Raw genomic sequence first — 26648 nt, forward strand, 5'->3', positions numbered from 1 at the left:
TGCGTCGGCCAGGCTACCTGGCGGACGGCTCGCCCGACAGCATCCTGGGCAACCGACTTGCGGATTTTCCCTTCAGCCTCGGATCCTCTGACGCAGCCACCATTGCCTTGACTCTGTCGATCGACCTGGTGATCAGCGGTTCGAGTGCGCTGACACCCCATCCAGGATGAGCATCACAGTGTGCGAAGCGGCCCGCCTATCCGCTGGCATTTCACCGCCCACCGATGCGACACCGAAAGGAAAGACTGGACGGAGCGAATGATTTTAACGATGCTTTGCTTCGCAATTGCAGCATAAGCGCCGGCCAATGTTTTTCGTACAGCCGGACAGTCAGTGAGAACGAGAGCTGCGTTGGACATCAAAAGGGGGCAGGAAATTCGGAGCTACCTGTGCAGTCGAGAGGCGAATTGATGACAGAACCGGAAGTCTGCGTGATCATCGCCGCCCGCAATGCGGCGCGGACAATTCCGGTTGCCGTCGCATCGGCCTTGCGCGAGCCGGAGGTGGCCGAAGTCGTCGTCGTCGATGACGCCTCCACTGACGATACCGCGAAAGTCGCTCGGGCGGCCGACGATGGCAGCGGCAGGCTTTCCGTCATCCGGCTCGACGTCAACGGCGGTCCTTCCTTCGCCCGCAACGCCGCGATCGCCAGCTCCAAATCGCCGTTCATCAGCATTCTGGACGCCGACGATTTTTTTCTCGAGGGCAGATTTCGCGAGTTGTTCGCCAGCGCCGATTGGGATTTCGCTGCCGACAACATCATGATGATCAGGGACGATGCGGCGACCGACGTTTCGAAAATCACCGCTCCGCGGTTTTCGGCCGATCCGGAATTTCTCGATTTCGAGCGCTTCATCGAAGGCAACATCTCCAGTCGTCGTGTGCAGAGAGGTGAACTGGGTTTCCTCAAACCGGTGATCAGCCGCGCTTTTCTTGACCGGCATGGGCTGCGCTATGACGAAAACCTGCGGCTGGGCGAAGACTATGAACTCTACGCGCGCGCGGTCGCTTGCGGGGCGCGCTTCAAGGTCATCAGGTCTTGCGGCTACGGCGCGATCGTTCGCGCGGATTCGCTGAGCGGCCAGCACAAGACGCAGGATCTCAAGCGTCTGGCCGACGCGGATCTGGCGATGCTGGCGATCGACAGTTTGCCGGAAGGCTCCAAGGCCGTGCTCAGAAGGCACGAACGGCAGGTGCGCGACAAATATCGGTTGCGAAACTTCCTCGACGTGAAGAACGAGAAAGGGCTGACAGCGGCTGCGGCCTACGCCCTGGCCAGCCAATCCAATCTCATCCCTATCGTTCGCGGCGTGGCCGCCGACAAGCTGGATGCGCTATTTCGCCGCGCCGGCTTTGGCTCGAAACAGCCTGTGCCGCCGCGGCGCTTTCTCATGGCCGCAACCAGCCCGGCCGGCGAGACTTGAGCTGGTCCGCCGGCGCCATGCCGATCATGTCAACAGGTGCTTACCCTGCCTCAAAGCGATGCGAATTTCCGATTCGCCGCACTAGGTGGTTGCCTACTCGCTTTGGGGATGGCATGTATGTTGCGGTGCAGCAATTTTGGCTGTTTGAATCGGCCGAAAATGTCCGCCCGTCAGAGGAGCTGGACGATGCGACAAGAACTTTTTTTGCCCGGCCGGGCACAGGGGATTGCTTAGGCCGGCTATGACAGGAACTGAGCGCATGGCCTCGATATTTGGCTTCAGATCAAGGGATCCGGCTCGAGACAGGCAGACCGATATCTCGCGCCTTGACCGCCTGGCAAAGCTGCTTGACCAGATCGCGGCCGAGATCGAGGCGGAGAAAAACGGGCTTGAGAATCGCTACCGGACAAAGGCCGCCAACGCCGCCTTCCTGGTCGAGGCGATGGAAAATGGCGCGGCCTCCTCCAGCAGATCCTCCGAGGTCAGCGAACTGACGAAGTCGATCCTGAATTACGAGCGGCGCATCGCGGCGCTAGCCCGCCAGAACGAATTGATGAAGGGTCTCCGTCATTCGCTGGATGCTATCTTCGACGAAGGCGCCGAGCGTAGCTCGACCACGAAGGCTGATTTGGCCAACCCGGCCGCCGGCACGGGGTGAAATTTCAAGATCCTGGGTGGTGCCACTGGGCAAGAAGGAGGCAACACCGGAAGTACCGGCAGAAGGTCAAGATCAGATCGTTTCGTCATGGTTTTGAACATCGACTTTGGGTTGGGGGCGCACAGCACAAAGGTGAGTTTGGTATGAACTCGGATCCGAAAAGCACGTCTATCCCAGCCGTCGGCGGCAGGCCGGTCACGCGCTCGATCAGGCAAGGCAACCTGAGGCAGCTATGTTCGCGCGGCTCGTTTCTGCTGGTCGCACTCGGCAGCCTCATTGCAGGCCCGACCCCTTCCCGTTCGCAGGACATCCCGACTGCGCCGTCGTTCGTCGATGATTTCACCAGCTTCGACCGGGCGCGTTGGTACATTGCCGACGGCTGGGCGAACGGCAAGTATCAGAACTGCATCTGGTCCAAGAGCCAGGTCCGTCTTTCCGATGGCATCCTGACGCTCGGTTTCGAAAAGCAGAAACTAAAGGATCGCGACTTTGCCTGTGGCGAGATCCAGACCAAGCAGCGCTTCGGGTATGGTACCTATGAGGCGCGGATGAAAACCGATGCGGCCTCCGGCATCAATGCCGCCTTCTTCACCTACATCGGCCCTACCGATAAGCAGCCGTGGGATGAAATCGACTTCGAGGTGCTGACCAAGGACACCTCCAAAGTGCAGATCAACGCCTACATCGCCGGCAAGGGCAATAACGAGAAAGTGGTGGATGTAGCTGGCGGCACCGACAAGGCTTTTAACGATTACGCCTTCGTCTGGGAGAAGGACCGGCTGCGCTGGTACGTCAATGGCGAGTTGGTGAACACGATCACCGATCCGGCAAAGCTGCCCACCCATGCGCAAAAGATATTCTTCAGCCTCTGGGGCAGCGACACGATGAAGGAATGGCTGGGGCCGTTTTCGGATCCGGGTCGCAAGCTTGCCTTGCAAGTGGATCGCGTCGCATTCACGGCGCTCGGCCAGCCATGCCAGTTTCCGCAATCGCTGGCATGCAGCATTAAGTAAAGGCTAATCTGAACCGGCCGGGCCGAAAGCGCTCCGAAATCTTGAACAGGAATGAAATCAAATGAATTTGACGGTCTTTGGGATTGGCTATGTCGGTCTGGTGCAGGCGGCGGTGCTTGCCGAAGTCGGCCATCAGGTAGTATGCGTCGACATCGACGTGAAAAAGGTCGAGCGGCTCAATCAGGGCCTCATCCCGATTTTCGAGCCCGGGCTCGAAAACCTCGTCAAGGAGAACCATGCGGCCGGCCGCATCAAGTTCACCACCGACGCCGCGGCCGCCGTCAAGCATGGCCAGATCCAGATGATCGCTGTCGGCACGCCTCCGGGCGAGGATGGTTCGGCCGACCTCAAATATGTGCTGGCCGTTGCCGAGGCCATCGGCCGGGAGATGGCCGCGCCCAAGATCGTCGTCGGCAAGTCGACCGTGCCGGTCGGCACCTGCGAAAAGATCAAGGCCAGGATCGCCGCGACGCTGAAGGCGCGGGGCCGCGAGGATCTGACTTTCGACGTCGCCTCCAATCCGGAATTCCTCAAGGAAGGCTCCGCGGTGGCCGACTGCATGAAGCCCGACCGCATTATCGTCGGCACCGGCAGCGAGGACACCGAGGCGGTGATGCGTGAGCTTTACGCTCCATTCAACCGCAACCACGAGAAGATGATTGTGATGGATGTGCGCAGCGCCGAGTTCACCAAATACGCGGCCAATTGCATGCTGGCGACCAAGATCAGCTTCATGAACGAAATGGCCAATCTGGCCGAGGAACTCGGCGCCGACATCGAGGAGGTCCGCAAGGGCATCGGCAGCGATCCGCGCATCGGCTACCATTTCATCTATCCGGGACTCGGTTATGGCGGCTCGTGCTTCCCCAAGGATGTGCGCGCCCTGATCAAAACCGCCGAAGGCGTCAAATTCGATGCCAAGCTGCTGCGCGCCGTCGAAGAACGCAACAACGAGCAGAAGTCGGTCCTGTTCGACAAAGTGAACCGCTATTTCAAGGGCAATCTGAAGGGCAAGACCTTTGCGCTGTGGGGCCTGGCTTTCAAGCCCAATACCGACGACATGCGCGAGGCGCCGGCGCGTGTCTTGATGGAAGCGCTCTGGAAGGCCGGTGCCAAAGTTCAGGCTTACGATCCCGAGGCGATGCAGGAATGTCAGGCCATCTATGGACTGCGCGAGGATCTGCTCTTGTGTGGAACCAAGGAGGCAGCGCTGCGTGGCGCCGATGCGCTCATGATCGCCACCGAGTGGAAGACCTTCCAGGCACCTTCGTTCGACGCGATCAAGGATGCGCTGTCCACGCCGATCATCTTCGACGGCCGAAACCTCTACGATCCCAAGGTCATCACTCGCTACGGCATCGAATATCACTCGATCGGCAGGATGGCGGCGTGAGATCACGCGGGAAAGGCCGGTGGCAAGACCGGCTGGGGCACCAAGGACGCTGATGAACGCGCTCGTATCAACAAAGGGTTTTATCTGATGGTGCTGGGCATCAGGCCGGAACAGATCGCCAACGAGCATTTTGATCTGGTCGCTGTCGGTTCCGGTTTCGGTTCGGCCTTCTTCCTGCATGCGTTCGCCAAGCAGCGAAAGGCGCGCATTCTGGTTCTGGAATGGGGCCGGCACAACACGCATGAATGGCAGCTCGAGCAGAACGTCAACACCGACATCGAGGACGAGACCACCTACAAGACCAACTCTGACAAGCCGTGGAACTATACCATCGGATTGGGTGGCGGGACGAATTGCTGGTTCGCGCAGACGCCTCGCTTTCACCCGAACGACTTCAGGCTGAAAAGCCTCTACGGCGTCGGTAACGATTGGCCGATCAGCTATGACGAGCTCGAGCCGTTCTACTGCGATGCTGAGGACGTCATGTCGATTTCAGGCGACCCCGACATGGCGGCGATGATGCCGCGTTCCAGGCCATTTCCCCAGCCACCGCATCACATGTCGACGCCGGACCGGATGATGAAAGCGGCGCAGCCGGACCAGCATTTTGTCATGCCGACAGCCCGGGCGCGCGTGCCGACTGCGCAGCGGTCTTCGTGCTGCGCCAACTTGCGATGCGGATTATGCCCGGTCGATGCCAAATTCACCGCCAACAATGGCCTGATGCACGTCTTCGAGCATCCCGACGTTTCGGTCTGCCTTGGCGCTGAAGTGCGCCGGCTCGACCATATCGGCGGTTCGGTCCGTTCGGTCGCATTCCTGCATGAGGGCAAGGAATATTCGGTCAGCGGCGATCTCTTCATTCTGGGCGCCAATGCCATCCACAGCCCGGCGATCATGTTGCGGTCCGGCCTGTCGGGCGAATTCGTCGGGCGCGGCCTGCACGAATCCTACGGATGGAATTTCGAAGCCTATCTCGACGGTGTCGACAATTTCGACGGAAGCACCATCACCACCGGCTTGAATTTCGGCCTTTATGACGGCGCCCATAGATCAGACCATGCGGCGGCGCTGGTCTATTTCGAAAACCGCTGGCAGCACGGGATGCGCCCCGAAAAGGGACGTGTCCGTCAGACGCTTCCCCTCATCATTGTTACCGAAGACCTGCTCGACCCGGAAAATCTCGTGATTCTCGACGAGGATGAAAACGCCTTCGTCAGTTTCGCGGGAGCATCCGACTATGCCGTCAAGGGCATGGCGCGGGCAAAGGAGAAATTGGCGGCGCTTCTGGCGCCGCTGCCGGTCGAAGAGATCTTCGATCGCGGCATCCGGCGCACCGAGTCACATGTCCAGGGCACGTTGCGGATGGGCTCGAGCCCGGCGGATTCGGTCGTCGATCGGGACATGATCCACCATCAGCTGAGGAACCTGGTTGTCGTCGGCTCGAGCACATATCCAAGCTGTTCCTGCGCCAATCCGAGCCTGACGGCGGCAGCCCTCTCCTTGCGGGCGGCGAGCCGGATAGCAGGAAAGGAAATGGCCGGATGATCAAGGTTTCGCGACGCGGGGCACTGGCCATCATGGCTGGCGGAGTTGCTTCGACCGGCATCGCCTACGCCACCGTTTCCTCGCTTTCGGACGAGGACCTGGTGCGCGTCACGCTCGAAAGATATTTCGGCAGGCTGAACATGCGCATCGAGCATTTGCAGCAGTTCGTCCTGGAGTTTCAGAAGCGGAACCCCTGGATATTTCCGAACACAAAGCTGGGCGATGCTGTCACTCTGCTTGAGGAGTTGAAATTGGGCGCCGCACGCCGGTTTCTGCCCGAACAGAAAAAAGCGGACCTGAGGCATTTCGACCGTTGGGTCATTGCCGAGTTCCATATGCTGACCGACTACGCCCGGCGCAGTTCCCCAGCCGACCCGGTCCGGTTCACCGGATGGCAGCCATGCACCAATCCGTTCGCCAATTTAGAGGCGCAGCAGGATGCTTGAAGGCGGGTTGACAAAACATGCGCCATAAAACTTCGAGAATGCGACAAGGAGCCGAAATCCATGAAAGTCCTTTTTGCAGGTGGCAACGGTTACACGCCGCGGGCCGAAGGCGTCCCCTTGGTCGTTTGTCCCACGAATGTCGAGTTCCATGAATTGGGCGACGATCTGCGCGAGTTGCATTCAGCTCTTGATCGCGGCGGAATGGACGAGCTTGCGCGTGCCTTCCTTCGACGCGCTGAAGGATGCGCCGACCGCGCCGGTCATCTTCGACGGCCGAAATCTGTACGACCCGAAGGTTATCGCTCGACATCGCGTCGAATACCGCAGCATCGCCAGGATGGCGGCTGAGGGGCTGGAACGGAGAGCGGAATGAACATCCTCCTTGCAAGCGCCCATCCTTACATCCCCCAGATTTCAGGGGGCGCCCAATCGAGCACGCACGAACTTGCGATCGAATTCATTCGTCGCGGCCACAATGTCAGCGTCCTGTCGGGGTTAACGGCCGACGGGTTGCTTGGCTTCAGTAGCCGACTGAAACTGAAACTTCTGTCCCAGCGCTACGTCGTAGACAACGCTCTCGGCTATGCGGTTTTTCGTTCATGGTTCTCCTGGGAGGTTGCCGATGAGGTGGCTGCCCGCCTCAACGCCAATGTCGTCGTTCTGCAGTCCGGATATCCGGTCAAGATCGCCTTGGCTCTGAGAAAAGCAAAAGCGAGACTCTTCATTTATCTGCGAAACGTCGAATTGGAAGACCTCGGGGGTGACCTACGCGCGCTGAAAAATGTTTCCTACATTGCAAACTCGCGGTTTACGGCCAAACGGTACAACGATCTGTTTGGAATAGATGCCGAGATGGTCCACCCACTCGTACGGCGCGAAAACTACGAAACCAGATCAACCCGCGAGAACGTGACCTTCATCAATCCACACCCCTTGAAGGGGCTGGAAACTGCACTCTCCATCGCCGAGCGATGCCCGGAAATACCGTTCAGTTTCATCGAAACGTGGACCCTTAGCGCCGAGCAGAAAGAGCTACTGAAGCAACGGATCGCGGCGTTAGGCAACGTGACCCTGAGGCCTGGGACCAAGGACATGAAATCAGTCTATGGAAAGGCGAAGATCGTTCTTGCGCCAAGCCAATGGGAAGAAGCGTTCGGCCGGATTGCGGCTGAAGCGCACTTCAGCGGCATACCGGTCGTCGGGTCCAGTTGCGGTGGCCTTCCCGAAGCGATCGGCCCGGGAGGCATCCTTGTAGATAGAGAGGCGTCTGTGGAGGAATGGATTTCCGCAATCAAGAGGCTTTGGCACGACGAGACCTACTATGCGGAGAAATCGGCCATTGCACGATCCTATTCAAACCGCCCGGAAATGGATCGCGAAAGGCAACTCGATCGCTTGTTGCATCTGTTCGAAACGCCGCTCGAATTGGCTACGATCTAACAATCCGTATCCTGTTTACGAGTGATAGTGCCTATTTTTCGCAACAGTCGGGAGGGGCTTCAGTTGAGCGCCCGCCACCGGCAATCGGGCTCAAATGGCAGGGAAGCGACGTTGGCCTGCTGTGCAGGCCGCAGCGGCGGCTGGACTGAGATTCGGTGGCGGCACTCCGATTCGGAGGAGCCGCGATGAATCCCGCACGGCAACTTGTCTAGTCTATTTTCTGGCGGTATTGGAACGCGCTACACAGGGGCAGTCGCGCGAAGGCGCTTAGCCGGCGTCGCGCGAGCCTAATGCCTTGTTGATCGAAACTTCAGGATCGATACGCCGGTCGCCCCACAGCGAGGCGCACCAACTCGAATTGCGCCGTCAGCATTAGAACCACTATGACGGCAACGACACCGGGCTTGGCCCACATTTCCATGCCCCCCCTGATCGTCCACCGCGCCTGCTCGATCGATTCCCTTGCAAACATCCTGGCTGCGCCGGCTATCTTTTCGGCCTTCATCTTTTCGAGATGCCAGCGCCCCCCCACAACTCGCCGACGCTTGCGGATGAGATCCATGAGTTTCGCGCGGGTTGGATGCTTAACGGTCATCTCGGGTACGTAGAGCAGCTTGTATCCCGCCGCCACGATCCGCCGCGAACAGTCGATGTCGCCGCCGGACAGCAGGTCTTGGTTGAAGCCGCCGATCGAACGCAACAACTCGCGCCTACAAAGCCAGTTGGCTGTCACGCAATGGCCAAACTGGACATTGACCTCTTGATTGAAGGCGATCAGCTCCTCGTAGCGAGCGCTGAACGGCCCGGCCTTGTCCTCACGAAACAGTGTAATGTGCCCGGCATAGACGTCTACGTCGGGTAGGCGCTTAGTCGCAGAGATCGCTTGCATAACCCAGTCGGGATCAGCCACGCAGTCGCCGTCGGTAAACAGCACAAATTCGCCACGCGCGGCGGCGAGCCCAAGATTTCGCGCCCGGTAGGAACCGGGCTGCGGCTCAGACAGAAATTTGACGAAGGGAAAGCGTCGCACGACTTCGGCGGTGCCATCCGTCGAGCCATTGTCCACGACGATGACTTCGAAACAACTCTTGGGAGCGGTCTGGTTCGCTATCGATTGGAGTGTGGCCACAATCCGGCCTTCGCCGTTCCACACCGGGATTATGATGCTCACGTAAGGATCGTCAACCATGAGAACGCTCCTCGTAGTCGCCGCAAATCAAAACTGGTTCCCGTAACCCGGGACAGGTCCGGCCGCGCAAATCAATTGGCTCCTCTGAGCTTATCCTTGAGTGCCCTGTACCCACTTTCGCCAAGCATCGCCCGCGCTGCTTTTTTCAGGACCGCCTGACGACCTGCGGGCTCGCCCACCTGCTTGAGCCGGTTGGGAAGATTTCTGGTCGCCTGGCTCAGCGCTGCCAGCGACAGCGGCTGCGGCAAGCATACCTGATGTGTTTCAACGCAAAGCACGGGCTTTCCCGAGAGCTTCGCGATCTTGGCAGCCTGATGGTGCTCGCTTTCGATGAACAGGATGGCATCGGATTTAACGTAGAAATCCGCCTTGAAACTGCCATGCACGCCAAGCCGCTGCCGCTCCGCCTTGCTTGGCAGGTCGAGCATGATCAGTTCGTCGTATTTGATGCCGTGCTTTTCGAGCCAAGCTTCGGTGAGCCTTCGGTATTTCTCGAGCCGGCTGGTGACCAGCCAACCGATCTTGCGGGTTGGCCCATACATTGGCAACGCTTCGCTGAGGAATTTTTCGTAGGCGGGTCCGTCGTCGTTTTCCGCGTCGGTAGGATCCAGACAAAGCACGCCGTCAATATCAACGCAGCTTTGTTCAAGGAAAATATGGTGCATGAAATTCCATTGGAACATGCGCGGATGTGGCGCTACCTCGAATACGAAGTCGATATCCTGGTGTCGGGGAAGATGTCCATACACAGCCGCAAAAATGAATTCCGCACTTATCCCTGCCGCCTGTATACGCCGTCGCGCATCGCGCATGGCGTCCCCGCGGTTCACGCTGTCGTCGATCACCAGGATTTTGCGCATTTCGACTACCGGGCGATCAAGCGCAGCGCGGCGCTTGGTGCTGATCCCGGAAGTGTATGTCTTTCCTGCAATGAAGTTGTCGAGATCGGTCATTTGAATGTTCGCGGCCAGACTGAGCAGATTTGCCGCCAAGATGCCGCTGCGCGGAATGCCAACGACGAGATCGATATCACGAGGCAGCCGATGCAGGTTGCCGACGATAGTGTCGTTCATGTCTGCGATCGATCGATAGTGCATGATCCAAATCCTTGTCTTCTGTTCATGGCGAACGTTTGAAACCGCGAATTCGGTCGAAACCGCAAACACGACTATTTTGCGTCCCTTTCCACGAAGCACGGCCTCCTGGCCGGGAGAAATTTCAGCACCTCGCGCATAGCTTCTCGGCCAAACGGAAACAGCATGGCCACGGCGAAGGCCACTGCATAGGAAAGGAGCGCGGCTGCAATCAGGGCCGCGAGATGGGAATCGGGCAGCGAAGGCCTCGCAAACCAGACAGCCGCCAAGGCGAGATGGCCGCCCAGAACAAATGGCGTGGCTGCGCGTAACATGTCGCCTGCCCGAAGCGGCCCGGTCCTGCCGATATACATCCACAGGAAAGGCGTTCTCAGATATTCGCTGACCGCATAGGCGATCGCCACGCCCAGCGCGCCATAGGGCAGACCGAGTAGGAAGGCCAGCACCGAGGTCACGGCTGTGACGATGCCCCAGCGCATGAAATCGCCCGAACGGCCCTGGCTGATGAAAAGCCATCCCGCCGGGTTGTTGAGCGGCTGCAGCAGCCCGGCAAAACCGAGCGCCAGGAAGATGCTGGAACTCTGCCGCCACTGCTCGCCGAGCACGAACGGTATCAGCACGTCGGCCATGGCGGTGGCGAAGGCGACACCTGGAAGTGCAACCAGCAAGATCAGCGGCATGACGCGAAGATAGGCGCTGCGGTAGCGATCCGGCTCGTCCTTCAGCCTGGAAAGAGCCGGCACCATGACCTTCGACAGCGGGTTGGTGATCTGGCTCAGCGGAAACAGAAGCAGCTTGTAGGCGCGGTCATAGAGGCCGAGCTGGGCCTCGCCCCAATATTTGCCAATCAGCACATTGTCGAGATTGCGGGCAAAGTAATTGGCGAAATTGAATCCGGTGATGCCGGCGCCGAAATTGATCAGTTCGCTGATGCCGTCGACCTTGCGCGGCAGGCTGGGGCGCCACCGCGAGCTTGCCCAGAAGCAAATCGTGGGCAGCACGGCTGCTGTCAGCGTGCCAGCAAAAAGCGCCCAGTAGGAACGGTCGATGAAAGTCCAGGCGATCGATACGATGAGGCCGGCGACTGCACTTGCGACGTCGATGATGGCCAGGCGCGCGAACTGCATGCGGCGTGTCAGCAGCGCCAGATGCTGGGCGCCCAACCCATAGGTTATGATCTGCAGCCCAAGTGCTGCCACCAGACCTGCAACCCGCGGTTCGCCGTAGAAGGCGGCGACCAGCGGCGCCGCGCCGGCCAGCACGCAGGCGAGCAGTGCGCTGACCGCGACATTGACCCAGAAGAGGTAATTGACCTCCTCATGCTTGATTCCGCTTTTCTGGACCGTCGCCTGGGTCAGCCCGAAATCCTGGAACAGCGCGATGAAGGCCAGCACCGGCGCGCACATCGCCACGACGCCGAAGTCCTGCGGCGACAGCAGGCGCGACAGCACGATGACGGAGACGATCTGTGTCGCAACCCGCACCGATTGCGCCAAAGCCGTAATGATAGCGCCGCGTCCGACCGATCTGCGGAGAGAGCCCTCTGGCGGGTCGAATGCATTGGCTTGCAAATTCAGGGTCCCTGATTTTCGTGGCGGGTCCCGGAGTCCCGACCCATGCCCGATACCACCACCAAACTACGGCAATAATTTTGCAACGCAACAAAAAACGTGGATTCTTGCTACACTGCACCAAAAATGTTGCGATGCAGCACGAGCTGTACTAGGATTCTTTCGGGTGGGCCAACAGCGGTCGAGTTTTCATGCTGCATGTCTTGTACTTGGTGCACGACGTCTCCGATCCGGCAGTGCGCCGGCGGATCATAATGCTCAAGGCAGGCGGTGCCCAGGTCACACTGGCAGGCTTTCGCCGGTCAGCAAGCCCGATCGCCGAGGTCGAGGGCTTGCATCCGATCGATCTTGGCGCAACGCGCGACGGCCGATTCGCCCAGCGGCTGGCAGCGGTCACCAAGGCGGCGGTTTCGATCGGGTCGAAACTCGGTTCGATGCCCAGACCAGACCTCATCATCGCGCGCAATCTGGAAATGCTGGCGCTTGCCCGGCGTGCCAAATCGGCGTTCCAGGCAACGGTGCCGATCGTCTATGAGTGTCTCGACATCCATCGTCTGATGCTTCGCAACGATTTTCTGGGCAAGGCGATGCGCGGCGCGGAGCGCTATCTGGCCAGGGATGTAAAGCTGCTGGTCACCAGTTCGCCGGCCTTCATCGCCAACTATTTCAAGCCGTTCGGGCAGATTTCTGCGCCGGTCGAACTGCTCGAAAACAAATATTTCGAGCCTGCCGCGGTTTCGCTGAATGATCGCACAGCGGCGGAGCCCGTCGCTCCGCCTTGGCGGATCGGCTGGTTCGGCGCGCTCCGGTGCCGCCGCTCTCTGGAACTGCTGGCCGAATTTTCCCGACGATTCGAGGGCCGCTTCGAAATCATCCTCAGGGGCCGTCCGGCGCTTTCCGAATTTCCGGATTTCCACGGTTTCGTCGAATCTGAGCCTTGGCTCTCGTTTGGCGGACCCTATCGGAATCCCGAAGATATGGCGACGATCTACCGTGAGGTTCACTTTTCCTGGGCCATCGATTTTTTCGAGCAGGGGCTGAATTCTGAATGGCTGCTGCCCAACCGCCTCTACGAGGGCTGCCGCTTCGGCGCCGTGCCGATCTCGATGGGTAACACCGAAACCGGCCGGTTCCTCGACCAGCAGGGAATCGGCGTTCTCTTGCCTCAAGCCACTCCCGAGGCACTCGAAGCCGCCTTGGGCGAGTTGGAGGAGCATCGTTTCGGGAAATTGCGGGCGCGTGTTCTTGCCCGCAATCCGCGAACCTGGAGCCACGATCGCAGCGATTGCCGGGCGCTTGTCGAGAAGCTTCGCGGGCTGACGGTCGCGCCCGGTTCATATGCTGCCGAGGCACTGGCTTAGGATGGCTAGGGAAGGACATGGGCCCATGATGCAGACCGAAATGCTGCCGTCCAACCTGATCGTGATTCCGTGCCTGAACGAAGCAGCTCACATCGGTGCGCTTGTTCATGAGCTTCGACCGGCGGCCGAGAGGCTCGGCGCCCGGATCATCGTTGCCGATGGCGGTAGCACGGACGGCACTAGGGCGATCGTCGAGGAGATCGCCGGGAAGGATCCGAGGATCATCCTTCTTAACAATGAAAAGCGCCTCCAGAGCGCGGCGATCAATCTCGCCATCGCCCGTTACGGCGATGGCGCTGAATATTTCATTCGCATCGACGCGCATGGCGGCTACCCACCGGATTATTGCGACCGGCTGATCGAAGAGGCGCTGGCCACCGGCGCGGATTCGGTCGTCGTCTCGATGCTGACCAGCGGCAGCGGCATGGTGCAGAAAGCGGTGGCGGCTGCACAGAATTCCAAGCTCGGCACGGGCGGGTCCAAGCACCGGCATCTCTCGGCGGGAGAGTGGGTCGACCACGGTCACCATGCGCTGATACGAATATCGGCCTTCAAGGCGGTGGGCGGCTATGACGAAACGTTCAGCCACAACGAGGATGCGGAGCTCGACTACCGGCTCCGTCGGGCCGGCTACCGGATCTGGATGAGCGGCAAGACGCAAATGATTTATTACCCGCGCTCGTCGCTCGCCGACCTCTATTTCCAGTATCTCGGCTATGGCCGCGGCCGGGCAAAGAACGTTCTCAAGCACCGCATGATACCAAAAGTCCGGCAGCTGGTGCCGCTTCTGGTGTTCCCTGTCGTCCTTCTCTCTGCCTTTTTCTTCGTGCATTGGCTGGCAGTCATGCCGCTTCTGGTGTGGGCGTCGGTTTGTCTCGGCTATGGCGTGTGGACTGCCATCAGCCAGCGCAATCCGGACAGTGCCCTTGCCGGGATTTCGGCTATGGTCATGCATTTCGGCTGGTCCGTCGGTTTCTGGCTGCAACTGCTTGGACCGGGATCGCAGCCTAGGAGGATGGCGTGATGGGTGTGGCCGAAAAAAACCGCAGCGTCGACGTCTGCGTCTGCACGTTTCGGCGGCCGGAGCTTGCCGACACGCTTCGCTCCATAGCCACCCTCGACGTGCCTTCGGGATTCGACATCCGCGTCATCGTCGCCGACAATGATGACGGGCCGACGGCCGAACTGCTGGTGGCGACGCTGGCGGAGACGCTGAAGCTGCCGATCAGCTATCGTCATTGCCCGGCACGCAACATCTCGATAGCCCGCAACGCCTGCCTCGACGCCAGCATGGCGGATTTCGTCGCCTTCCTCGACGACGACGAAACGGCATCGTCCAGATGGCTCGCCGAACTGGTTGCGACGGCGGACGTCAGTGGCGCTGCCGCCGTGCTCGGGCCAGTGCGGGCGCGCTATCGGCCGGACGCGCCCGACTGGATGCGCCGCGGCGATTTTCACTCCACCTTGCCCGTCTGGGTGGGCGGCGAGATCCGCACTGGCTACACCTGCAACGTCCTGCTCAGGATGGGCGCCGACAGCCTCCGCGGCCGGCGATTCAGCCTGGCGCGTGGCCAGACCGGCGGCGAGGACACCGAATTCTTCGACCATATGGTCAAGGCCGGCGGTCGCATCGCCTTTTCGCCGCACGCCTGGGTCGATGAAGTGGTGCCGCGCGCCAGGGCCGCTTTCGACTGGCTGCGTCGCCGCCGGTTCCGCGTCGGGCAGACGCATGGGCACCTGCTGGGGCGCGACGCGCATGGCCTCGCGCTGGTGAGGCAAGTTGGTCTTGCCTCGGCAAAGGCGGTCTTTTGTTTCGCATCGGCAATCCCGGTCGCCATCAATCCCGTGCGCAGGAACCGCAGCGTGCTTCGCGGCGTCATGCATGTCGGCGTCGTGAGCGGTCTAATCGGTGTGCGTGAAATCCGCCAGTACGGCCTGCCCTCGCCGCAGGAAGGGGGCAAGCGTGCAGCCTGACGTCACCTTTGTCATTGCAGCCTATAATGCGGAGCTGACCATCGAGCGGGCGATCGCCAGCGCCATCGCCCAGAGTAATGTCAGCGTCGAAATCATCGTCGTCGACGACCAGTCGCGCGACCGGACGCTCGATCTGGCGCGATCCTACCCCGAAGACATCGTACGCGTTGTCGCACTTGAGCAAAACCGTGGTCCCGGCGGCGCAAGGAATGCCGGCCTTGAGCTTGCCCGCGGCAGGTGGGTCGCGGTACTCGATTCCGACGACGCCGTCTATCCCGAGCGAATCTGCACCATGATCGACCGCGCCGAGAAAGCGGGCGCCGAGATCGCGGTCGACAATCTTCAGGTCGTTCGCGAGGACGGCGTTGCCGAGGAGACGATGTTCCCGGCCGACTACCTGGAGGGGCTCGGTGAAATCTCGCTGGCGGACTATATCGCCGGCAACGTGGTCTTCGAATCCAGGTTCAATCTCGGCTATCTCAAACCGATCTTCCAGCGACGCTTCCTGAGCGAAAACGGGCTTCGCTATGACGAAGGCCTGATCATCGGAGAAGATTACATCCTGCTGGCCAGTGCTCTGGCCAAGGGCGGCAAATGCGTGGTCGAGCCGACGACCGGCTATGTCTACCATATCCGGACCGGCTCCATTTCCCGCGTGCTTGAACTTCATCACGTCGAGGCGATGCGCAAGGCCGACCTCGTTTTCGCCAGGACCCATTCGATGGACGCAGCCGCCGAGGCCGCTTTCGCGAGGCGCACGCGCAGCCTGCGCAAGGCGGCGTCTTTCCTTTCGTTGGTCCAGCACATCAAGGCCCGATCCCCCCTCAAGGCGGTGTGGACGGTGCTCAGCGATCCGGCAGCGGTTCGGCATATGGGCATGCCGATCGCCGTTCGGCTGCGAAGGGTGGCGGCGCAATTTGCCGCGGGTGCGGGGGAGGTGAAGGGTGCAGGCAGCTGAAAAACAGTTTGGCGGCCTGCGACAGGTTGAAGTGATCTCCTCAGAAGGAATATGCAATGAAGAAAGTCAGGAAGGCAGTCATACCGGTAGCGGGGCTTGGAACGCGATTCCTGCCGGCGACCAAGTCGATGCCGAAGGAAATGCTGCCGGTCGTCGACAGGCCTGTCGTGCAATACGCGGTGGACGAGGCGTTCGAAGCCGGCATCGAGCACATTGTCTTCGTGACGGGCCGCAACAAGGCGGTCATTGAGGATTATTTCGATCTGCATCCCGAACTGATCGGGACCTTGGAGCAGACCGGCAAAACGGCTCAGCTTCAGGCGCTCGAAAGCCTGCTTCCCGTGGCTGGCGCGACGAGCTTCATCCGGCAGCAGTCGCCGCAAGGTCTCGGGCATGCGGTATGGTGCGCCCGGGAGGTCATCGGCGATGAGCCTTTTGCCTTGCTGTTGCCGGACATGGTGTCCTTCGGCGGGCGCGGATGTCTCGCCGAAATTGCCGACCTCTATGCGCAGACCGGTGGAAACGTTATCGCCGTCGAGCGCTGTGATCCGACCGAGACCAGCAAATATGGCATTGTCGGCTGCGGCGCGGATGTCGGCTCGGGTTTCGAGGTCACCGCCATGGTCGAAAAGCCGGCTCCGGCCAATGCGCCGTCGAACTACTACATCAACGGCCGCTACATCCTGCAGCCCGAGATCTTCGCGCTGCTCGGCAATCAGCAGCGCGGCGCCGGCAACGAGATCCAACTGACCGACGCCATGGTCCGCCTTGCGCAGAGCCAGGCTTTCTTCGCCCAGCCCTTCAACGGTCGAATGTTCGACTGCGGCTCGAAGGAGGGGTTCATCCAGGCCAATGTCGCGTTCGCGTTGGCGCGTGACGACATGAAGGCGTCGATCTTCGAGATGCTTCAGGAGTTCGTCCGGACGCATGAGCGCCGGGTGGAAGCCGCATAAAGCCCATTATTTGGGAGCATTAGCAAATGGATGATGACGCAAGACACGCCGATATGTTTTGCTGCCCAGGTCGCGCGGTGTCTGGCATGAAGCTTGCGTCGTATATATGCTGATGCTCTCGATTTTGCTCTAGCGTCTGCAACTTGAGCATCGGACCCAAAGTGGAGACCGGTTTTGGGAAAATCCGATGTTGGAAAAAAATAGAGCGGCGACACAGTTCGACTTGAGAGACCGCCGCTCTTAATGCAAACTTGAATTGGACCGAAGATGAATTATGCCAATTTTCCTCTCGACAGGAGGAAACCATTGCCGAGTTCGGACGCAGTCGGCGCCGACGATTTCATCGATGTCGAGCGCCTGCTCGGCATGGCGGCAAGGCAGGCAAAGGTGGTTGCGGCATGCGCCGCCATCGGTCTTTTTCTGGGCGTGCTCTATTTGCAGACCACGCCCCCCACCTACATGGCGACGAGCCGTGTGCTGATCGACGAAGGCTTGAACAAGGTCGTTGACGAGGTCTCGGCGGCGTCGGTGAGCATGCAGACCGACTCCGCCATTCTCAGCCAGATTGAAATTCTCCACTCGGCGAGGCTGGCGGCGGTGGTCGTCGACAAGCAGAAGCTCGATCAGAACGACGCTTTCATGGACCCTCCGACGTCGGCCGTGTCGAAGGCTGCCGATTTTGTGCGCGGCGTGGTCCGGTATTTCCGTCCCAGTCCCGCCGTGGGTACTACCGACGTTACTCAGCTTGATCCGGCGACGCGTGACGCGATGATTGCGTCGTCACGCCGCGATTACGCTATCCTCAAACTGCAAAACGAGGTGCAAGCCGAGCGCATTGGTCGAAGCTATGTGATCTCCATCGCCTACCAGGCGACGGACCCCGCACTTGCGACCGCGGTCACCAAAGCCTATGCCGACGCCTATCTCGCGGATCAGCTCGATGCGAGCTTCGATGCGACCGAGCGGGCGGCGGTCTGGCTGCAGGGCCGGCTGACTGATCTTCGCGAAAGTTCCCAGGCAGCGGCGCTCGCCGTCGAGAAGTTCAGGGCCGAACATGGGCTGGCCGTCGATGACGGCCAGTTGATCAGTGACAAGCAACTGTCGGACCTCAATGGCCAGCTCATTGAGGCGCAGGCCGATACCGCCCGCGCCAGCGCCCGCTACCAGCAATACAAGTCGATCGTCGAAAGCGGTTCGGACAACGCATTCAGGGACGCCGCCATATCCGCCGACCAGCCGAGCAACTCGGTCATTTCAACGCTCAAGACCCGCTATCTCACTGTCGCTAAGCGGCAGCAGGATATCGAAGCCAATTTCGGGGCTGAGCATCCCCAGGCGGTCGCACTTGCCAAGGAAAAGGCCGACATTTCGGCGCAGATATTCGGCGAGCTGAAGCAATTGACCGAAAGCTACCGCAACGAATACGAAGTCGCTCTCGCGCGCGAGACGGCGCTCCGCGCAAATGTCGCGTTGGCGGCTGGCAAGAGTTCCATCGACAACCAGTCTCAGGTCAAGCTGCGCGAACTGGAGCAGAAGGCAACGGCGCTCTCGACGCTCTATCAGACGTTCCTTGGCCGCTACGAGGAGGCCTCCCAACAGCAATCCTTCCCGGTCGGCAAGATCCGCGTCATCTCGGACGCGACGATGCCGAAGTCCGCGGCAACCCCGCGCACGTCCATAGTGCTGGGACTTTCGCTCGTGCTTGGCGTGATGATGGGAGTCGGGTTTGGTGGCCTGAATGAATTCAGGGAGCGGTTCTTCAGGACCGGCGAAGACGTTCGCGATCGCGTCGGCCTCAAATTCCTCGGCTACCTGCCGATCATTGGCAGCAAGGTCGCCAAGGACGATAAGCGCGATGGCGGTCAGGCGAATATCAAAACCGCCCAATCACCGTCGGCGGCTGAAAGACGCGCGCGCATGCGGGTGAGCATCGACGCCCCGGCATCGATGTTTTCCGAGACGCTTCGCAGCGCCAAGATTGCCTTCGACGTGGTGATGGAAGGGCAAGGCAGCCGGGTCATTGGCGTGATCTCGGTCCTTCCCGGCGAGGGCAAGTCGACCGTGGCGGCGAATCTGGCCGGATTGCTCGCCGCCAATGGGTCGAAAACCCTGCTGGTGGACGGCGACCTGCGTAACCCCGGCCTCAGCCGCAGCCTTGGCATGGAGGCCGAGCAAGGCCTGATGGAAGCGGTAGTGAGCGGGCAGACCTGGCAGTCCGTCGGCAAGATCGACCGGCAGACCAAGCTGGCGATCGTTCCGGCCGTGCCGCGCGGTCATTTCTCGCACACAAGCGAGCTCCTGTCGTCGGCCGGGATGCGGCGTTTCATCGACAATGCCAAGGAGACCTTCGAGTACATCATCGTCGATCTGCCGCCGCTCGGCCCCGTGGTCGATGCCAAGGCCTTTGCTCCGCTTGCCGACGGCTTCGTGCTCGTGACCGAGTGGGGGCGCACGCCGCGTGCGATGGTGCAATCCATATTGAGTTCGGAATCCTATATCGCCAACAAGATCGTCGGCGTGGTCCTCAACAAGGTCGATTTGAAGAAGCTGGCGAAGTATGGATCGATCGGCGGCTCGGAAAAATTCTTCGACAGATATTCGTCATACTATCTGGAGAAGTCGGAAGCGCGGACGAAGGTGAACAGCTGAGGCCCGTCGGTAGTACGGATACTGAGCAGATCGGCGTCGTCCTGCGCGACCAGGCCAATACCGGGCCCGAAACCGTCGCGAGCGAAGACGAATGCCCCTCGAACAGACCATGACCGGCAGGCCTGCGCACGAGCCGGCAGGGTCGGCGATGTCCCTTAGGGTGCCGGTCGATTTCCTCGCTTGACTTGACTAGTAGAGGTCGCCGAGCCGCGACGGGTCGCGCAAAAGCGTGCGCTCATGCTTTGTGCCAGATACCGTAGGACGTTTGCAGCCAGGAACCGGCATGACAACGCTGGCGCGTTACGCCGCCTTGAGACGGTAGCGGAAGATGGTGTGGTCGAGCAGAAGCCGGATACGCGGTTCGGCCTCGATCGCAATCAGCCAGCTCGCGGCGATCATGGTCGCGCCGACGATGACCAGCGAAAGCAGGTATGGCACTCCCGCGCGCGTCAACGCCCCGAGGATAGCCGCGCCGACGACATTATGGATCAGATAGAGAGGGTAGGTCATCAGGCCAATCCGGCGCCAGCCGCGCCAGGACAGGTCGAGCCGTAATGACCACGCCATCAGCGCCATGGCAGCGAGAAACAGGACGATCGGCGGCGCGTAGGGCATCGCGGCTTCGACCTTGATGCTGCGGACGTCGACAGCACTGATGATCTGCAGCACGCCGCCGGCCAGGAACAAGGCGCAGAAAACAAGGCGGGCGGGCGTCACTGCCTTGAAACGCATCAGCCAGAGCAGCACACCTGTCGCGAAAAAACATCCGTGATGCACCAGGAGCAGGTCGAGCCAGCGCGCCTCGGCAAGGTCCGACCAGTCGAATGGATAGTACAGGCACCAGAAAAGCGTGCTGATCGCGCCGAGCGCGATTGCCACCGCCTCCATCAGATCGAAGCGGCCGAGCCGCAGCAGGATCCAGACGACGGCATAAAAGGCGATCTCGATGCCGAGCGTCCAGTAGACGCTGTCGGCCCAGGGGTTGTACGGAACGAACAGGGCGGTGCGCATGAGCCTGGTGACAGCGTCCGTCGGCCAACTGAGATCGACGAAAAGCAGCACCATCGCGGTGATCGGCGCACAGATCCAGACGGCCGGCACCAATCGTTTCACCCTTGCCTCGAAAAACCGCAGCGGTGTCGAATGCTCGGCGCTGAAGGCGATGACGAAGCCACTGATGACGAAGAATATCTGGACGCCGACCCATCCGAATTGGACCAGTCCGCCTATTTCTGGATGCGGCGGGATGCCGCCCGTCGCGCGCGCCGAAACGCCCTCGGGGAACGCCCACGCCCAGAAGCCGTAGTGGTAGAACATCACGAGGACAGCGGCGAGAAAACGCAGGATGTCGACGCCGCCGAATGTGGTTTTTTGCTGAGCCATGCCGTGCCTTCGGAACGGCCCCCCAGGCAAAGTTTTAAGGGCTATTGCTGCATTGCACAACAGACGATTGCACTGCAGGATGAATTCGTGGATTCGTCCTGCACTGCGATCCGCCTGCCGCTCTTCGAAAGCAACTAAAGCCCGATTCCGCGTCCCTTCAGCGCCGCGGTGATTTCGTCGAGAATGAGCGGGTCGTCGATGGTCGCCGGCATCGTCCATTCTTCCTTGTCGGCAATCTTCTGCATGGTGCCGCGCAGGATTTTGCCGGAGCGCGTCTTCGGCAGGCGCTTGATCGTGACCACCGTCTTGAGGGCGGCGACCGGGCCGATCCGCTCGCGCACCAGGCTGACGACCTCAATCTCGATGGTGCCGGTGTCGCGCGTGACACCGGCATTCAGCACGACGAAGCCGAGCGGCACCTGGCCCTTCATCGCATCGGCGATGCCGACGACGGCGCATTCGGCAACGTCGGGATGTGCGGCCAGCACCTCCTCCATGGCGCCGGTCGACAGCCGGTGGCCGGCGACATTGATGATGTCGTCGGTTCGGGCCATAACGAACAAATAGCCGTCCTCGTCCATCATGCCGGCATCCGCCGTTTTGTAGAAGCCGGGGAATTCGTCGAGATAGGCTTGGCGAAACCGGTCATCGGCGTTCCACAGCGTCGGCAGGCAGCCGGCCGGCAGCGGCAGCTTGACCACGACATTGCCCAACGTGCCGCGCGGCACTTCGTGGCCGGCATCGTCGAGCACACGGACGTCGTAGCCGGGCATCGGCACCCCGGGCGAACCGTATTTCACCGGCAGCAGGCCTAATCCGGCTGGGTTGATCGTCATCGGCGAGCCCGTCTCGGTCTGCCACCAATGGTCGATTACCGGCACGTTCAATTTCTGCTCCGCCCATTTGATGGTTTCCGGATCGGCGCGCTCGCCGGCGAGGAACAGCGTGCGGAATTTCGACAGGTCGTATTTCGGGACGAATTCGCCCTTGGGGTCCTGTCCCTTGATGGCGCGGAATGCGGTCGGCGCGGTGAACAGCGCGACCACGCCATGCTCTGATATCACCCGCCAGTAGGTTCCGGCGTCGGGCGTGCCGACCGGCTTGCCCTCGAACAGGACGGTCGTGCAACCATGCAGCAGCGGGCCGTAGACGATATAGGAATGACCGACCACCCAGCCGACGTCGGAAGCCGCCCAGAACACCTCGCCCGGCTTGACGCCGAACTCGTTCTCCATCGACCATTTCAGCGCGACCATGTGGCCGCCATTGTCGCGCACGATGCCCTTGGGCTGGCCGGTCGTTCCAGACGTGTAAATGATGTAGAGCGGATCGGTGGCGAGCACCGGAACGCAGTCGACATTGGCACCCGCGGCCCGCTCGCGGGCGACGGCGTCCGCATAGTCGATGTCTTGGTTCTCCTTTAGCTCGCAGCGCAGCTGATCGCGCTGCAGGATGAGGCAGGCTTCGGGCTTGTACCGCGACATCTCGATCGCCTTGTCGAGCAGCGGCTTGTAGGCAACGACGCGCCCGGGCTCCAGGCCGCAGGAGGCGGAAATGATCAGCTTCGGCCTGGCGTCGTCAATGCGCGTGGCGAGCTCGTGCGAGGCAAAGCCGCCGAAGACGACCGAATGCACGGCGCCGATCCGGGCGCAGGCGAGCATGGCAAACGTCGCTTCCGGCACCATCGGCATGTAGATGATGACCCGATCGCCTTTTTGGACGCCGCGGTTCTTCAGCACCGAGGTCAGTGCGATCACCTCGCGTTTCAATTCGGCATAGGTGAATTTCCTGATCGTGCCGGAAATCGCGCTGTCATGGATCAGCGCGATCTGATCGGCGCGGCCACCCGCCACGTGGCGGTCGACGGCGTTGAAGCAGGTGTTGCAGGAGGCGCCGCCAAACCAGCGTCCATAGACGCCGGCATTCGGATCGAAGACCGTGTCGAACGGCGAGAACCAATCGATGGCCTTGGCCGCATCCGCCCAGAATTTTTCCGGATCGCGTTTCCAGCCGTCATAGACCTCGTGGTAGCGTGACGCCATCCAGCTTCCTCCCCAAGAATGTTTCTGTCCTTGGAAATAGCGTATGCTGTTTTTGCAAGCACGTGCAAATTCGTCTTGGCGACCTCGTGGTCGAAATGGACGTGACCGCCACTTTGTCGCCGCAACCGGCCAGGTGCGTTGAAAGCGCCTGCTTGCTCAATACTGTTCCTATAGCCGTGGCGCGGTGTTGGCCGTGCTACATCCCCCAGCGCAGCGCAGCCGTATGCACCGGTGCGTCCCAAAATGCGGTCGTCTCGTCGTCGAGCATGGTCAGCGTGATCGAGCAGCCGGCCATGTCGAGCGAAGTCACGTAGGACCCGACCAGTGAGCGAGTGACCGTCACGCCGTTGCTCTCGAAGATTTTCCGGGCGCTGTTGTACATCAGGTAGAGTTCCATCAGCGGCGTGCCGCCGAAACCGTTGACGAAAAGCAGCGCCGGGCCTTTTGCCCCGTCCCCGAGATCGCCTGATATCGCCGCGCAGATCTCTTCGGCGATGGCGTCGGCGCTCTTCAACGCGTCGCGGCGGCGCCCCGGTTCGCCATGGATGCCGACACCGAATTCCATCTCGCCGTCGCCGATATCGAAGGTCGGCTTGCCGGCGGCCGGTACGGTGCAACTGGTCAGCGCAACGCCCATAGAGCGCGTCGCGCCATTGACGCGTTCGCCAAGCGCCTTCAACGGCTTCAGCGCCATGCCCTGCTCGGCCGCGGCGCCGAGGATCTTCTCGACCACCAGCGTGCCGGCAACGCCGCGTCGGCCAGAAGTATAGGAGGAGTTCTCGACCGCGACGTCGTCATTGGTCACCACTTGCATCACGTCCTCCGACATTTCGGCAGCCATGTCGAAATTCATCACGTCGCCCTCGTAGTTCTTGACGATGAACAGGCAGCCGGCACCGGTGTTGACCGCCTCCGCGGCCGCCAGCATCTGGTCCGGCGTCGGCGAGGTGAACACCTGGCCAGGGCAGGCGGCATCCAGCATGCCATGCCCGACCAGCCCGCCATGCAGCGGCTCGTGACCAGAGCCGCCCCCGGAAATCAGCGCTACCTTGCCCGGCTTGAGTGTCCTGCGGCGCACGAATTTATGCTGGTCGCCAAGCACAAGGACGTCGGCATGGGCGGCAACGAAGCCATCGAGGCTTTCGGTCAGCACCGTGTCCACAGAATTCAGAAACTTCTTCATGGCCGTCTCCTCCCGAAATAGCTGAACTTGGCGCGACTATGTCCCGCCCTTGCCGGCGATGCTGGTGATCTTCTGGATGAAATCGTTGACCGCCCTGTCGAGCGCCGCGTTCTGTTTGTCGTCGCCGAAATCGGGAACGATGAGCGAAACATGCCGCGTCTTGCGCATGCCGGATGCCAGCGACATTTTTCCCGGATGCGCCTGATGGTAGGCGGCCAGAAAATGGTCGCGTTCGGCCGTGCTGAAATGGCAGACGGCGAAAATAGCCGGCAAATGTTTTGACGGGATCGGGATCGAGTAGGCCGGGCTGGAAATCTGGGTGACGAAGCTGCGATGCTTGCCCAACGCGTCAGCGAGGCGCTGGCGCATGCCGGACGGGCGCTGGTCGAGGACCTGCGACAGGATCGTCTTATAGGCGCGGATCGCCTCTTCTGAGCCGGCTTCAGGCGTCTTGTCGGCCATGCCGGCGCCTAGATCGAGACGTCCGCAATGGCCGCCTTGGCCATTGCGAGCTGGGCGGGAACCACGGAAAGCTCGCGCAGGCCGGCCTCAATCAGCGCCGGGATCGCCGCCGGATCGCCGCCGGCGTCACCGCACAGGCTGACCGGAATCTCTTGCGCGCGGCCGAACGCCGCAACCGAGGCGATCAGCCGAAGCACGGCCGGGTTCCTGATCGAATTGAGATGCGCAACCGACGCGTTGTCGCGCGCCGCCGCCATCACATACTGGGTCAGGTCGTTCGAGCCGATCGAGAAGAAGGCGACCTCGGAAAAAACCTCAGGAGCGATCGCCACCGACGGCACCTCGACCATAATGCCGAGCGGCGGCATTATTTGCGCGACGCCGCGCACGGCAAACGCGGCCTGCTCTTCCGCGAACAGCGCGGCTGCTCGCTGATATTCGTCCCACACGGCGACCATCGGGAACATCACCTTGAGATTGCCATGCACGGCGGCGCGCAGCAGCGCCCTGATCTGCACGCGAAAAACCTCCGGTCTCGCCAGCGATAGCCTGATGCCGCGCAGGCCGAGAAACGGATTGCCCTCCTCGACGGTGAAGCCCGGCACCGGCTTGTCGCCGCCGGCGTCGACGGTGCGAATGGTCACCGGTTTGTCCCCAGCCCATTCGAGCACCTTGCGGTAGGCGCGATACTGCGTTTCCTCGTCCGGCAGCGTCTTGCCGAACAGGAACTCGGTTCGCATCAGCCCGACGCCGTCGCAGGTCGAGACATCGATACCGTCGACGTCGGACGGATCGGCGATGTTGACCTGCACCCGCACCGCGGTGCCGGCTTTCGTCACTGCCGGCCGGGCCAAAAACGTTTCCGCCCTGCTGCGACGTGCCGCGAAAGACGACGACGATTGCCGGAACGCCTCGACCTCTGCCCTTGTTGGCCCCAACACGATGCCGCCGTGCTCGGCATCGAGCAGGGCGACGCCGACAAGATCAGCCGGCGGAGCCCCGAGCCCGACTGCGCCGAGCCCCACGATCATCGGCACGCCGCGCGAGCGCGCCAGCATGGCGACATGGCTGGCGGCACTGCCCGCCTTCAGCGCAATGCCGCCGCCGGCGCTCCAGTCGGTTTCAAGAAAGCGCGTCGGCGCGATGTCCTCGCCGTAGAAGATGGCGCCTGCCGGCGCCGCAGCCGCACTGTCGTCGGACAGCGCCCGCAGCACCTGATCTCTGATGTCGCGCATGTCGGCGGCGCGCGCCCGGAAATAATCCTGGTCTGACGTTTCGTAACCTGCAATTTCGGCGTCGAGCGCCTGCCGCCAGGCCGCATCGGCTGGCTGGCCGGCGGCAATCGCGGCAAAGGCCGGGCCGGTCAGCGCATCGTCCTCCAACATAGCGAGCTGGAATTCGAGAATGTCGGCGGCATCGCCCTCGGTCGCCTGGATCAGCTTGGCAAGCCGCCCTGTCGCTGTGCCGATTGCCGTATCGAGCGCGAGCCTCTCGTCAGCTGCGGTCGCTTTACTTCTATAGCGCGCGACATCCGGGTCGAGGTTGAACAGCGGCCCTTCAGCATAGCCGGCCGAAGCCGGGATCCCCTTCAGTCTAAGCGGTTCGGGCATGGTCGACGCCCTCGTCGAAGTCGCGCCGCACCAGTTCGACGAGTGCGCCGACCGCCTCGCCGGCACCGTCGCCCTTGGCTCTGATATGCAGCACCGTGCCTTTCGGCGCCTTGGCTGCCATCACCTTCACGATGCTCTTGGCGTCGAACCACGGCCCGTTGGCGGCGAGCGCCACTTCGACTTCGGCCGAAAACGTCTTGGCGAGCTTGGTGAACTTCACCGAAGGGCGCGCATGCAGGCCGACCTCATGGGTGATCAGAACGGTGGCTTCGGCGGCTGCGGACATTGAGTCAAAAT

General features: G+C 61.2%; 23 protein-coding genes. 14 read left to right on the forward strand and 9 right to left on the reverse strand.

Annotated features, from left to right (window positions below; translation table 11 throughout):
• Positions 1–410 precede the first annotated feature (410 nt).
• From NMG70_RS09560 to NMG70_RS09595, 8 genes are all read left to right on the forward strand, one after another.
• Positions 411–1424: a glycosyltransferase family 2 protein gene (locus NMG70_RS09560; RefSeq protein WP_254024256.1), complete on the forward strand. Its 1014-nt coding sequence runs from the start codon at positions 411–413 to the stop codon at positions 1422–1424.
• A 259-nt stretch (positions 1425–1683) separates the two neighbouring features.
• On the forward strand, positions 1684–2082 hold the full coding sequence (locus NMG70_RS09565) for a hypothetical protein (protein WP_254024257.1): 399 nt from the start codon (positions 1684–1686) through the stop codon (positions 2080–2082).
• A gap of 143 nt (positions 2083–2225) precedes the next feature.
• A complete protein-coding gene (gene exoK / locus NMG70_RS09570; protein ID WP_254024516.1) occupies positions 2226–3095 on the forward strand; it encodes an endo-1,3-1,4-beta-glycanase ExoK in 870 nt (289 codons plus the stop codon).
• Positions 3096–3156: 61 nt separating this feature from the next.
• On the forward strand, positions 3157–4488 hold the full coding sequence (locus tag NMG70_RS09575; protein WP_254024258.1) for a UDP-glucose dehydrogenase family protein: 1332 nt from the start codon (positions 3157–3159) through the stop codon (positions 4486–4488).
• 87 nt (positions 4489–4575) lie between these two features.
• Positions 4576–6036, forward strand: coding sequence for a GMC oxidoreductase (locus NMG70_RS09580; protein WP_254024259.1), 1461 nt, complete (start codon positions 4576–4578; stop codon positions 6034–6036).
• The gene (locus NMG70_RS09585) at positions 6033–6482 is read left to right on the forward strand and encodes a hypothetical protein (protein WP_254024260.1); all 450 of its coding nucleotides are present in this window, start codon (positions 6033–6035) and stop codon (positions 6480–6482) included. Before NMG70_RS09580 ends, NMG70_RS09585 begins: the two co-directional genes overlap by 4 nt.
• Before the next feature lie 187 nt (positions 6483–6669).
• On the forward strand, positions 6670–6855 hold the full coding sequence (locus NMG70_RS09590; protein ID WP_254024261.1) for a hypothetical protein: 186 nt from the start codon (positions 6670–6672) through the stop codon (positions 6853–6855).
• Positions 6852–7922, forward strand: a complete 1071-nt coding sequence (locus NMG70_RS09595) for a glycosyltransferase (RefSeq protein ID WP_254024262.1) — start codon at positions 6852–6854, stop codon at positions 7920–7922. Before NMG70_RS09590 ends, NMG70_RS09595 begins: the two co-directional genes overlap by 4 nt.
• A 310-nt stretch (positions 7923–8232) precedes the next feature.
• Here NMG70_RS09595 and NMG70_RS09600 read toward each other — a convergent pair whose 3' ends face one another.
• From NMG70_RS09600 to NMG70_RS09610, 3 genes are all read right to left on the reverse strand, one after another.
• Positions 8233–9111 carry a glycosyltransferase family 2 protein gene (locus NMG70_RS09600; protein ID WP_254024263.1) on the reverse strand — a complete coding sequence of 293 codons (879 nt, stop codon included), beginning with the start codon at positions 9109–9111 and terminating at the stop codon, positions 8233–8235.
• A gap of 71 nt (positions 9112–9182) precedes the next feature.
• Complete coding sequence (locus tag NMG70_RS09605; protein WP_367185515.1) at positions 9183–10208, reverse strand: phosphoribosyltransferase family protein; 1026 nt, start codon at positions 10206–10208, stop codon at positions 9183–9185.
• A gap of 71 nt (positions 10209–10279) precedes the next feature.
• On the reverse strand, positions 10280–11776 hold the full coding sequence (locus NMG70_RS09610) for a lipopolysaccharide biosynthesis protein (RefSeq protein ID WP_367185516.1): 1497 nt from the start codon (positions 11774–11776) through the stop codon (positions 10280–10282).
• Positions 11777–11967: 191 nt separating this feature from the next.
• Between NMG70_RS09610 and NMG70_RS09615 the strand changes: the two genes are divergently transcribed.
• From NMG70_RS09615 to NMG70_RS09640, 6 genes are all read left to right on the forward strand, one after another.
• A complete protein-coding gene (locus NMG70_RS09615) occupies positions 11968–13137 on the forward strand; it encodes a glycosyltransferase family protein (protein ID WP_254024266.1) in 1170 nt (389 codons plus the stop codon).
• Between the two features lie 25 nt (positions 13138–13162).
• On the forward strand, positions 13163–14161 hold the full coding sequence (locus NMG70_RS09620; protein ID WP_254024267.1) for a glycosyltransferase family 2 protein: 999 nt from the start codon (positions 13163–13165) through the stop codon (positions 14159–14161).
• Positions 14161–15111, forward strand: a complete 951-nt coding sequence (locus tag NMG70_RS09625) for a glycosyltransferase family 2 protein (RefSeq protein ID WP_254024268.1) — start codon at positions 14161–14163, stop codon at positions 15109–15111. Before NMG70_RS09620 ends, NMG70_RS09625 begins: the two co-directional genes overlap by 1 nt.
• Positions 15101–16069, forward strand: a complete 969-nt coding sequence (locus NMG70_RS09630) for a glycosyltransferase family 2 protein (RefSeq protein WP_254024269.1) — start codon at positions 15101–15103, stop codon at positions 16067–16069. The genes NMG70_RS09625 and NMG70_RS09630 overlap by 11 nt, the downstream gene beginning before the upstream one ends.
• 56 nt (positions 16070–16125) lie before the next feature.
• The gene (locus NMG70_RS09635; protein ID WP_254024270.1) at positions 16126–17022 is read left to right on the forward strand and encodes a UTP--glucose-1-phosphate uridylyltransferase; all 897 of its coding nucleotides are present in this window, start codon (positions 16126–16128) and stop codon (positions 17020–17022) included.
• 267 nt (positions 17023–17289) lie between these two features.
• The gene (locus tag NMG70_RS09640; RefSeq protein WP_254024271.1) at positions 17290–19671 is read left to right on the forward strand and encodes a polysaccharide biosynthesis tyrosine autokinase; all 2382 of its coding nucleotides are present in this window, start codon (positions 17290–17292) and stop codon (positions 19669–19671) included.
• A 300-nt stretch (positions 19672–19971) separates the two neighbouring features.
• Here the strand turns inward: NMG70_RS09640 and NMG70_RS09645 are convergent, their stop codons facing one another.
• The 6 genes from NMG70_RS09645 to NMG70_RS09670 all read right to left on the reverse strand — a co-directional run bounded on the left by NMG70_RS09645 (position 19972) and on the right by NMG70_RS09670 (position 26637).
• Positions 19972–21054, reverse strand: coding sequence for an acyltransferase family protein (locus NMG70_RS09645; RefSeq protein ID WP_254024272.1), 1083 nt, complete (start codon positions 21052–21054; stop codon positions 19972–19974).
• A 134-nt stretch (positions 21055–21188) separates the two neighbouring features.
• On the reverse strand, positions 21189–23096 hold the full coding sequence (locus NMG70_RS09650) for a propionyl-CoA synthetase (RefSeq protein WP_254024273.1): 1908 nt from the start codon (positions 23094–23096) through the stop codon (positions 21189–21191).
• Between the two features lie 196 nt (positions 23097–23292).
• A complete protein-coding gene (dhaK, locus tag NMG70_RS09655; RefSeq protein ID WP_254024274.1) occupies positions 23293–24279 on the reverse strand; it encodes a dihydroxyacetone kinase subunit DhaK in 987 nt (328 codons plus the stop codon).
• A 36-nt stretch (positions 24280–24315) separates the two neighbouring features.
• Positions 24316–24741 (reverse strand): hypothetical protein, encoded by a 426-nt coding sequence (locus tag NMG70_RS09660; RefSeq protein WP_254024275.1) that lies wholly within the window; start codon positions 24739–24741, stop codon positions 24316–24318.
• An 8-nt stretch (positions 24742–24749) separates the two neighbouring features.
• Entirely contained in the window at positions 24750–26351 is a 1602-nt protein-coding gene (gene ptsP, locus NMG70_RS09665; protein WP_254024276.1) for a phosphoenolpyruvate--protein phosphotransferase, read from the reverse strand.
• The gene (locus NMG70_RS09670) at positions 26335–26637 is read right to left on the reverse strand and encodes an HPr family phosphocarrier protein (protein ID WP_254017504.1); all 303 of its coding nucleotides are present in this window, start codon (positions 26635–26637) and stop codon (positions 26335–26337) included. Before NMG70_RS09670 ends, ptsP begins: the two co-directional genes overlap by 17 nt.
• Between the last annotated feature and the right edge of the window lie 11 nt (positions 26638–26648).

The sequence above is a fragment of the Mesorhizobium ventifaucium genome (assembly GCF_935822925.1).
Classification (GTDB): Bacteria; Pseudomonadota; Alphaproteobacteria; order Rhizobiales; family Rhizobiaceae; genus Mesorhizobium; species Mesorhizobium ventifaucium.

Coding starts and splice junctions, on each gene's coding strand:
- NMG70_RS09560 (WP_254024256.1), top strand. CDS start 411: ATGACAGAACCGGAAGTCTGCGTGATCATCGCCGCCCGCAATGCGGCG.
- NMG70_RS09565 (WP_254024257.1), top strand. CDS start 1,684: ATGGCCTCGATATTTGGCTTCAGATCAAGGGATCCGGCTCGAGACAGG.
- exoK (WP_254024516.1), top strand. CDS start 2,226: ATGAACTCGGATCCGAAAAGCACGTCTATCCCAGCCGTCGGCGGCAGG.
- NMG70_RS09575 (WP_254024258.1), top strand. CDS start 3,157: ATGAATTTGACGGTCTTTGGGATTGGCTATGTCGGTCTGGTGCAGGCG.
- NMG70_RS09580 (WP_254024259.1), top strand. CDS start 4,576: ATGGTGCTGGGCATCAGGCCGGAACAGATCGCCAACGAGCATTTTGAT.
- NMG70_RS09585 (WP_254024260.1), top strand. CDS start 6,033: ATGATCAAGGTTTCGCGACGCGGGGCACTGGCCATCATGGCTGGCGGA.
- NMG70_RS09595 (WP_254024262.1), top strand. CDS start 6,852: ATGAACATCCTCCTTGCAAGCGCCCATCCTTACATCCCCCAGATTTCA.
- NMG70_RS09600 (WP_254024263.1), bottom strand. CDS start 9,111: ATGGTTGACGATCCTTACGTGAGCATCATAATCCCGGTGTGGAACGGC.
- NMG70_RS09605 (WP_367185515.1), bottom strand. CDS start 10,208: ATGCACTATCGATCGATCGCAGACATGAACGACACTATCGTCGGCAAC.
- NMG70_RS09615 (WP_254024266.1), top strand. CDS start 11,968: ATGCTGCATGTCTTGTACTTGGTGCACGACGTCTCCGATCCGGCAGTG.
- NMG70_RS09620 (WP_254024267.1), top strand. CDS start 13,163: ATGATGCAGACCGAAATGCTGCCGTCCAACCTGATCGTGATTCCGTGC.
- NMG70_RS09625 (WP_254024268.1), top strand. CDS start 14,161: ATGGGTGTGGCCGAAAAAAACCGCAGCGTCGACGTCTGCGTCTGCACG.
- NMG70_RS09635 (WP_254024270.1), top strand. CDS start 16,126: ATGAAGAAAGTCAGGAAGGCAGTCATACCGGTAGCGGGGCTTGGAACG.
- NMG70_RS09640 (WP_254024271.1), top strand. CDS start 17,290: ATGAATTATGCCAATTTTCCTCTCGACAGGAGGAAACCATTGCCGAGT.
- NMG70_RS09645 (WP_254024272.1), bottom strand. CDS start 21,054: ATGGCTCAGCAAAAAACCACATTCGGCGGCGTCGACATCCTGCGTTTT.
- NMG70_RS09650 (WP_254024273.1), bottom strand. CDS start 23,096: ATGGCGTCACGCTACCACGAGGTCTATGACGGCTGGAAACGCGATCCG.
- dhaK (WP_254024274.1), bottom strand. CDS start 24,279: ATGAAGAAGTTTCTGAATTCTGTGGACACGGTGCTGACCGAAAGCCTC.
- NMG70_RS09660 (WP_254024275.1), bottom strand. CDS start 24,741: ATGGCCGACAAGACGCCTGAAGCCGGCTCAGAAGAGGCGATCCGCGCC.
- ptsP (WP_254024276.1), bottom strand. CDS start 26,351: ATGCCCGAACCGCTTAGACTGAAGGGGATCCCGGCTTCGGCCGGCTAT.
- NMG70_RS09670 (WP_254017504.1), bottom strand. CDS start 26,637: ATGTCCGCAGCCGCCGAAGCCACCGTTCTGATCACCCATGAGGTCGGC.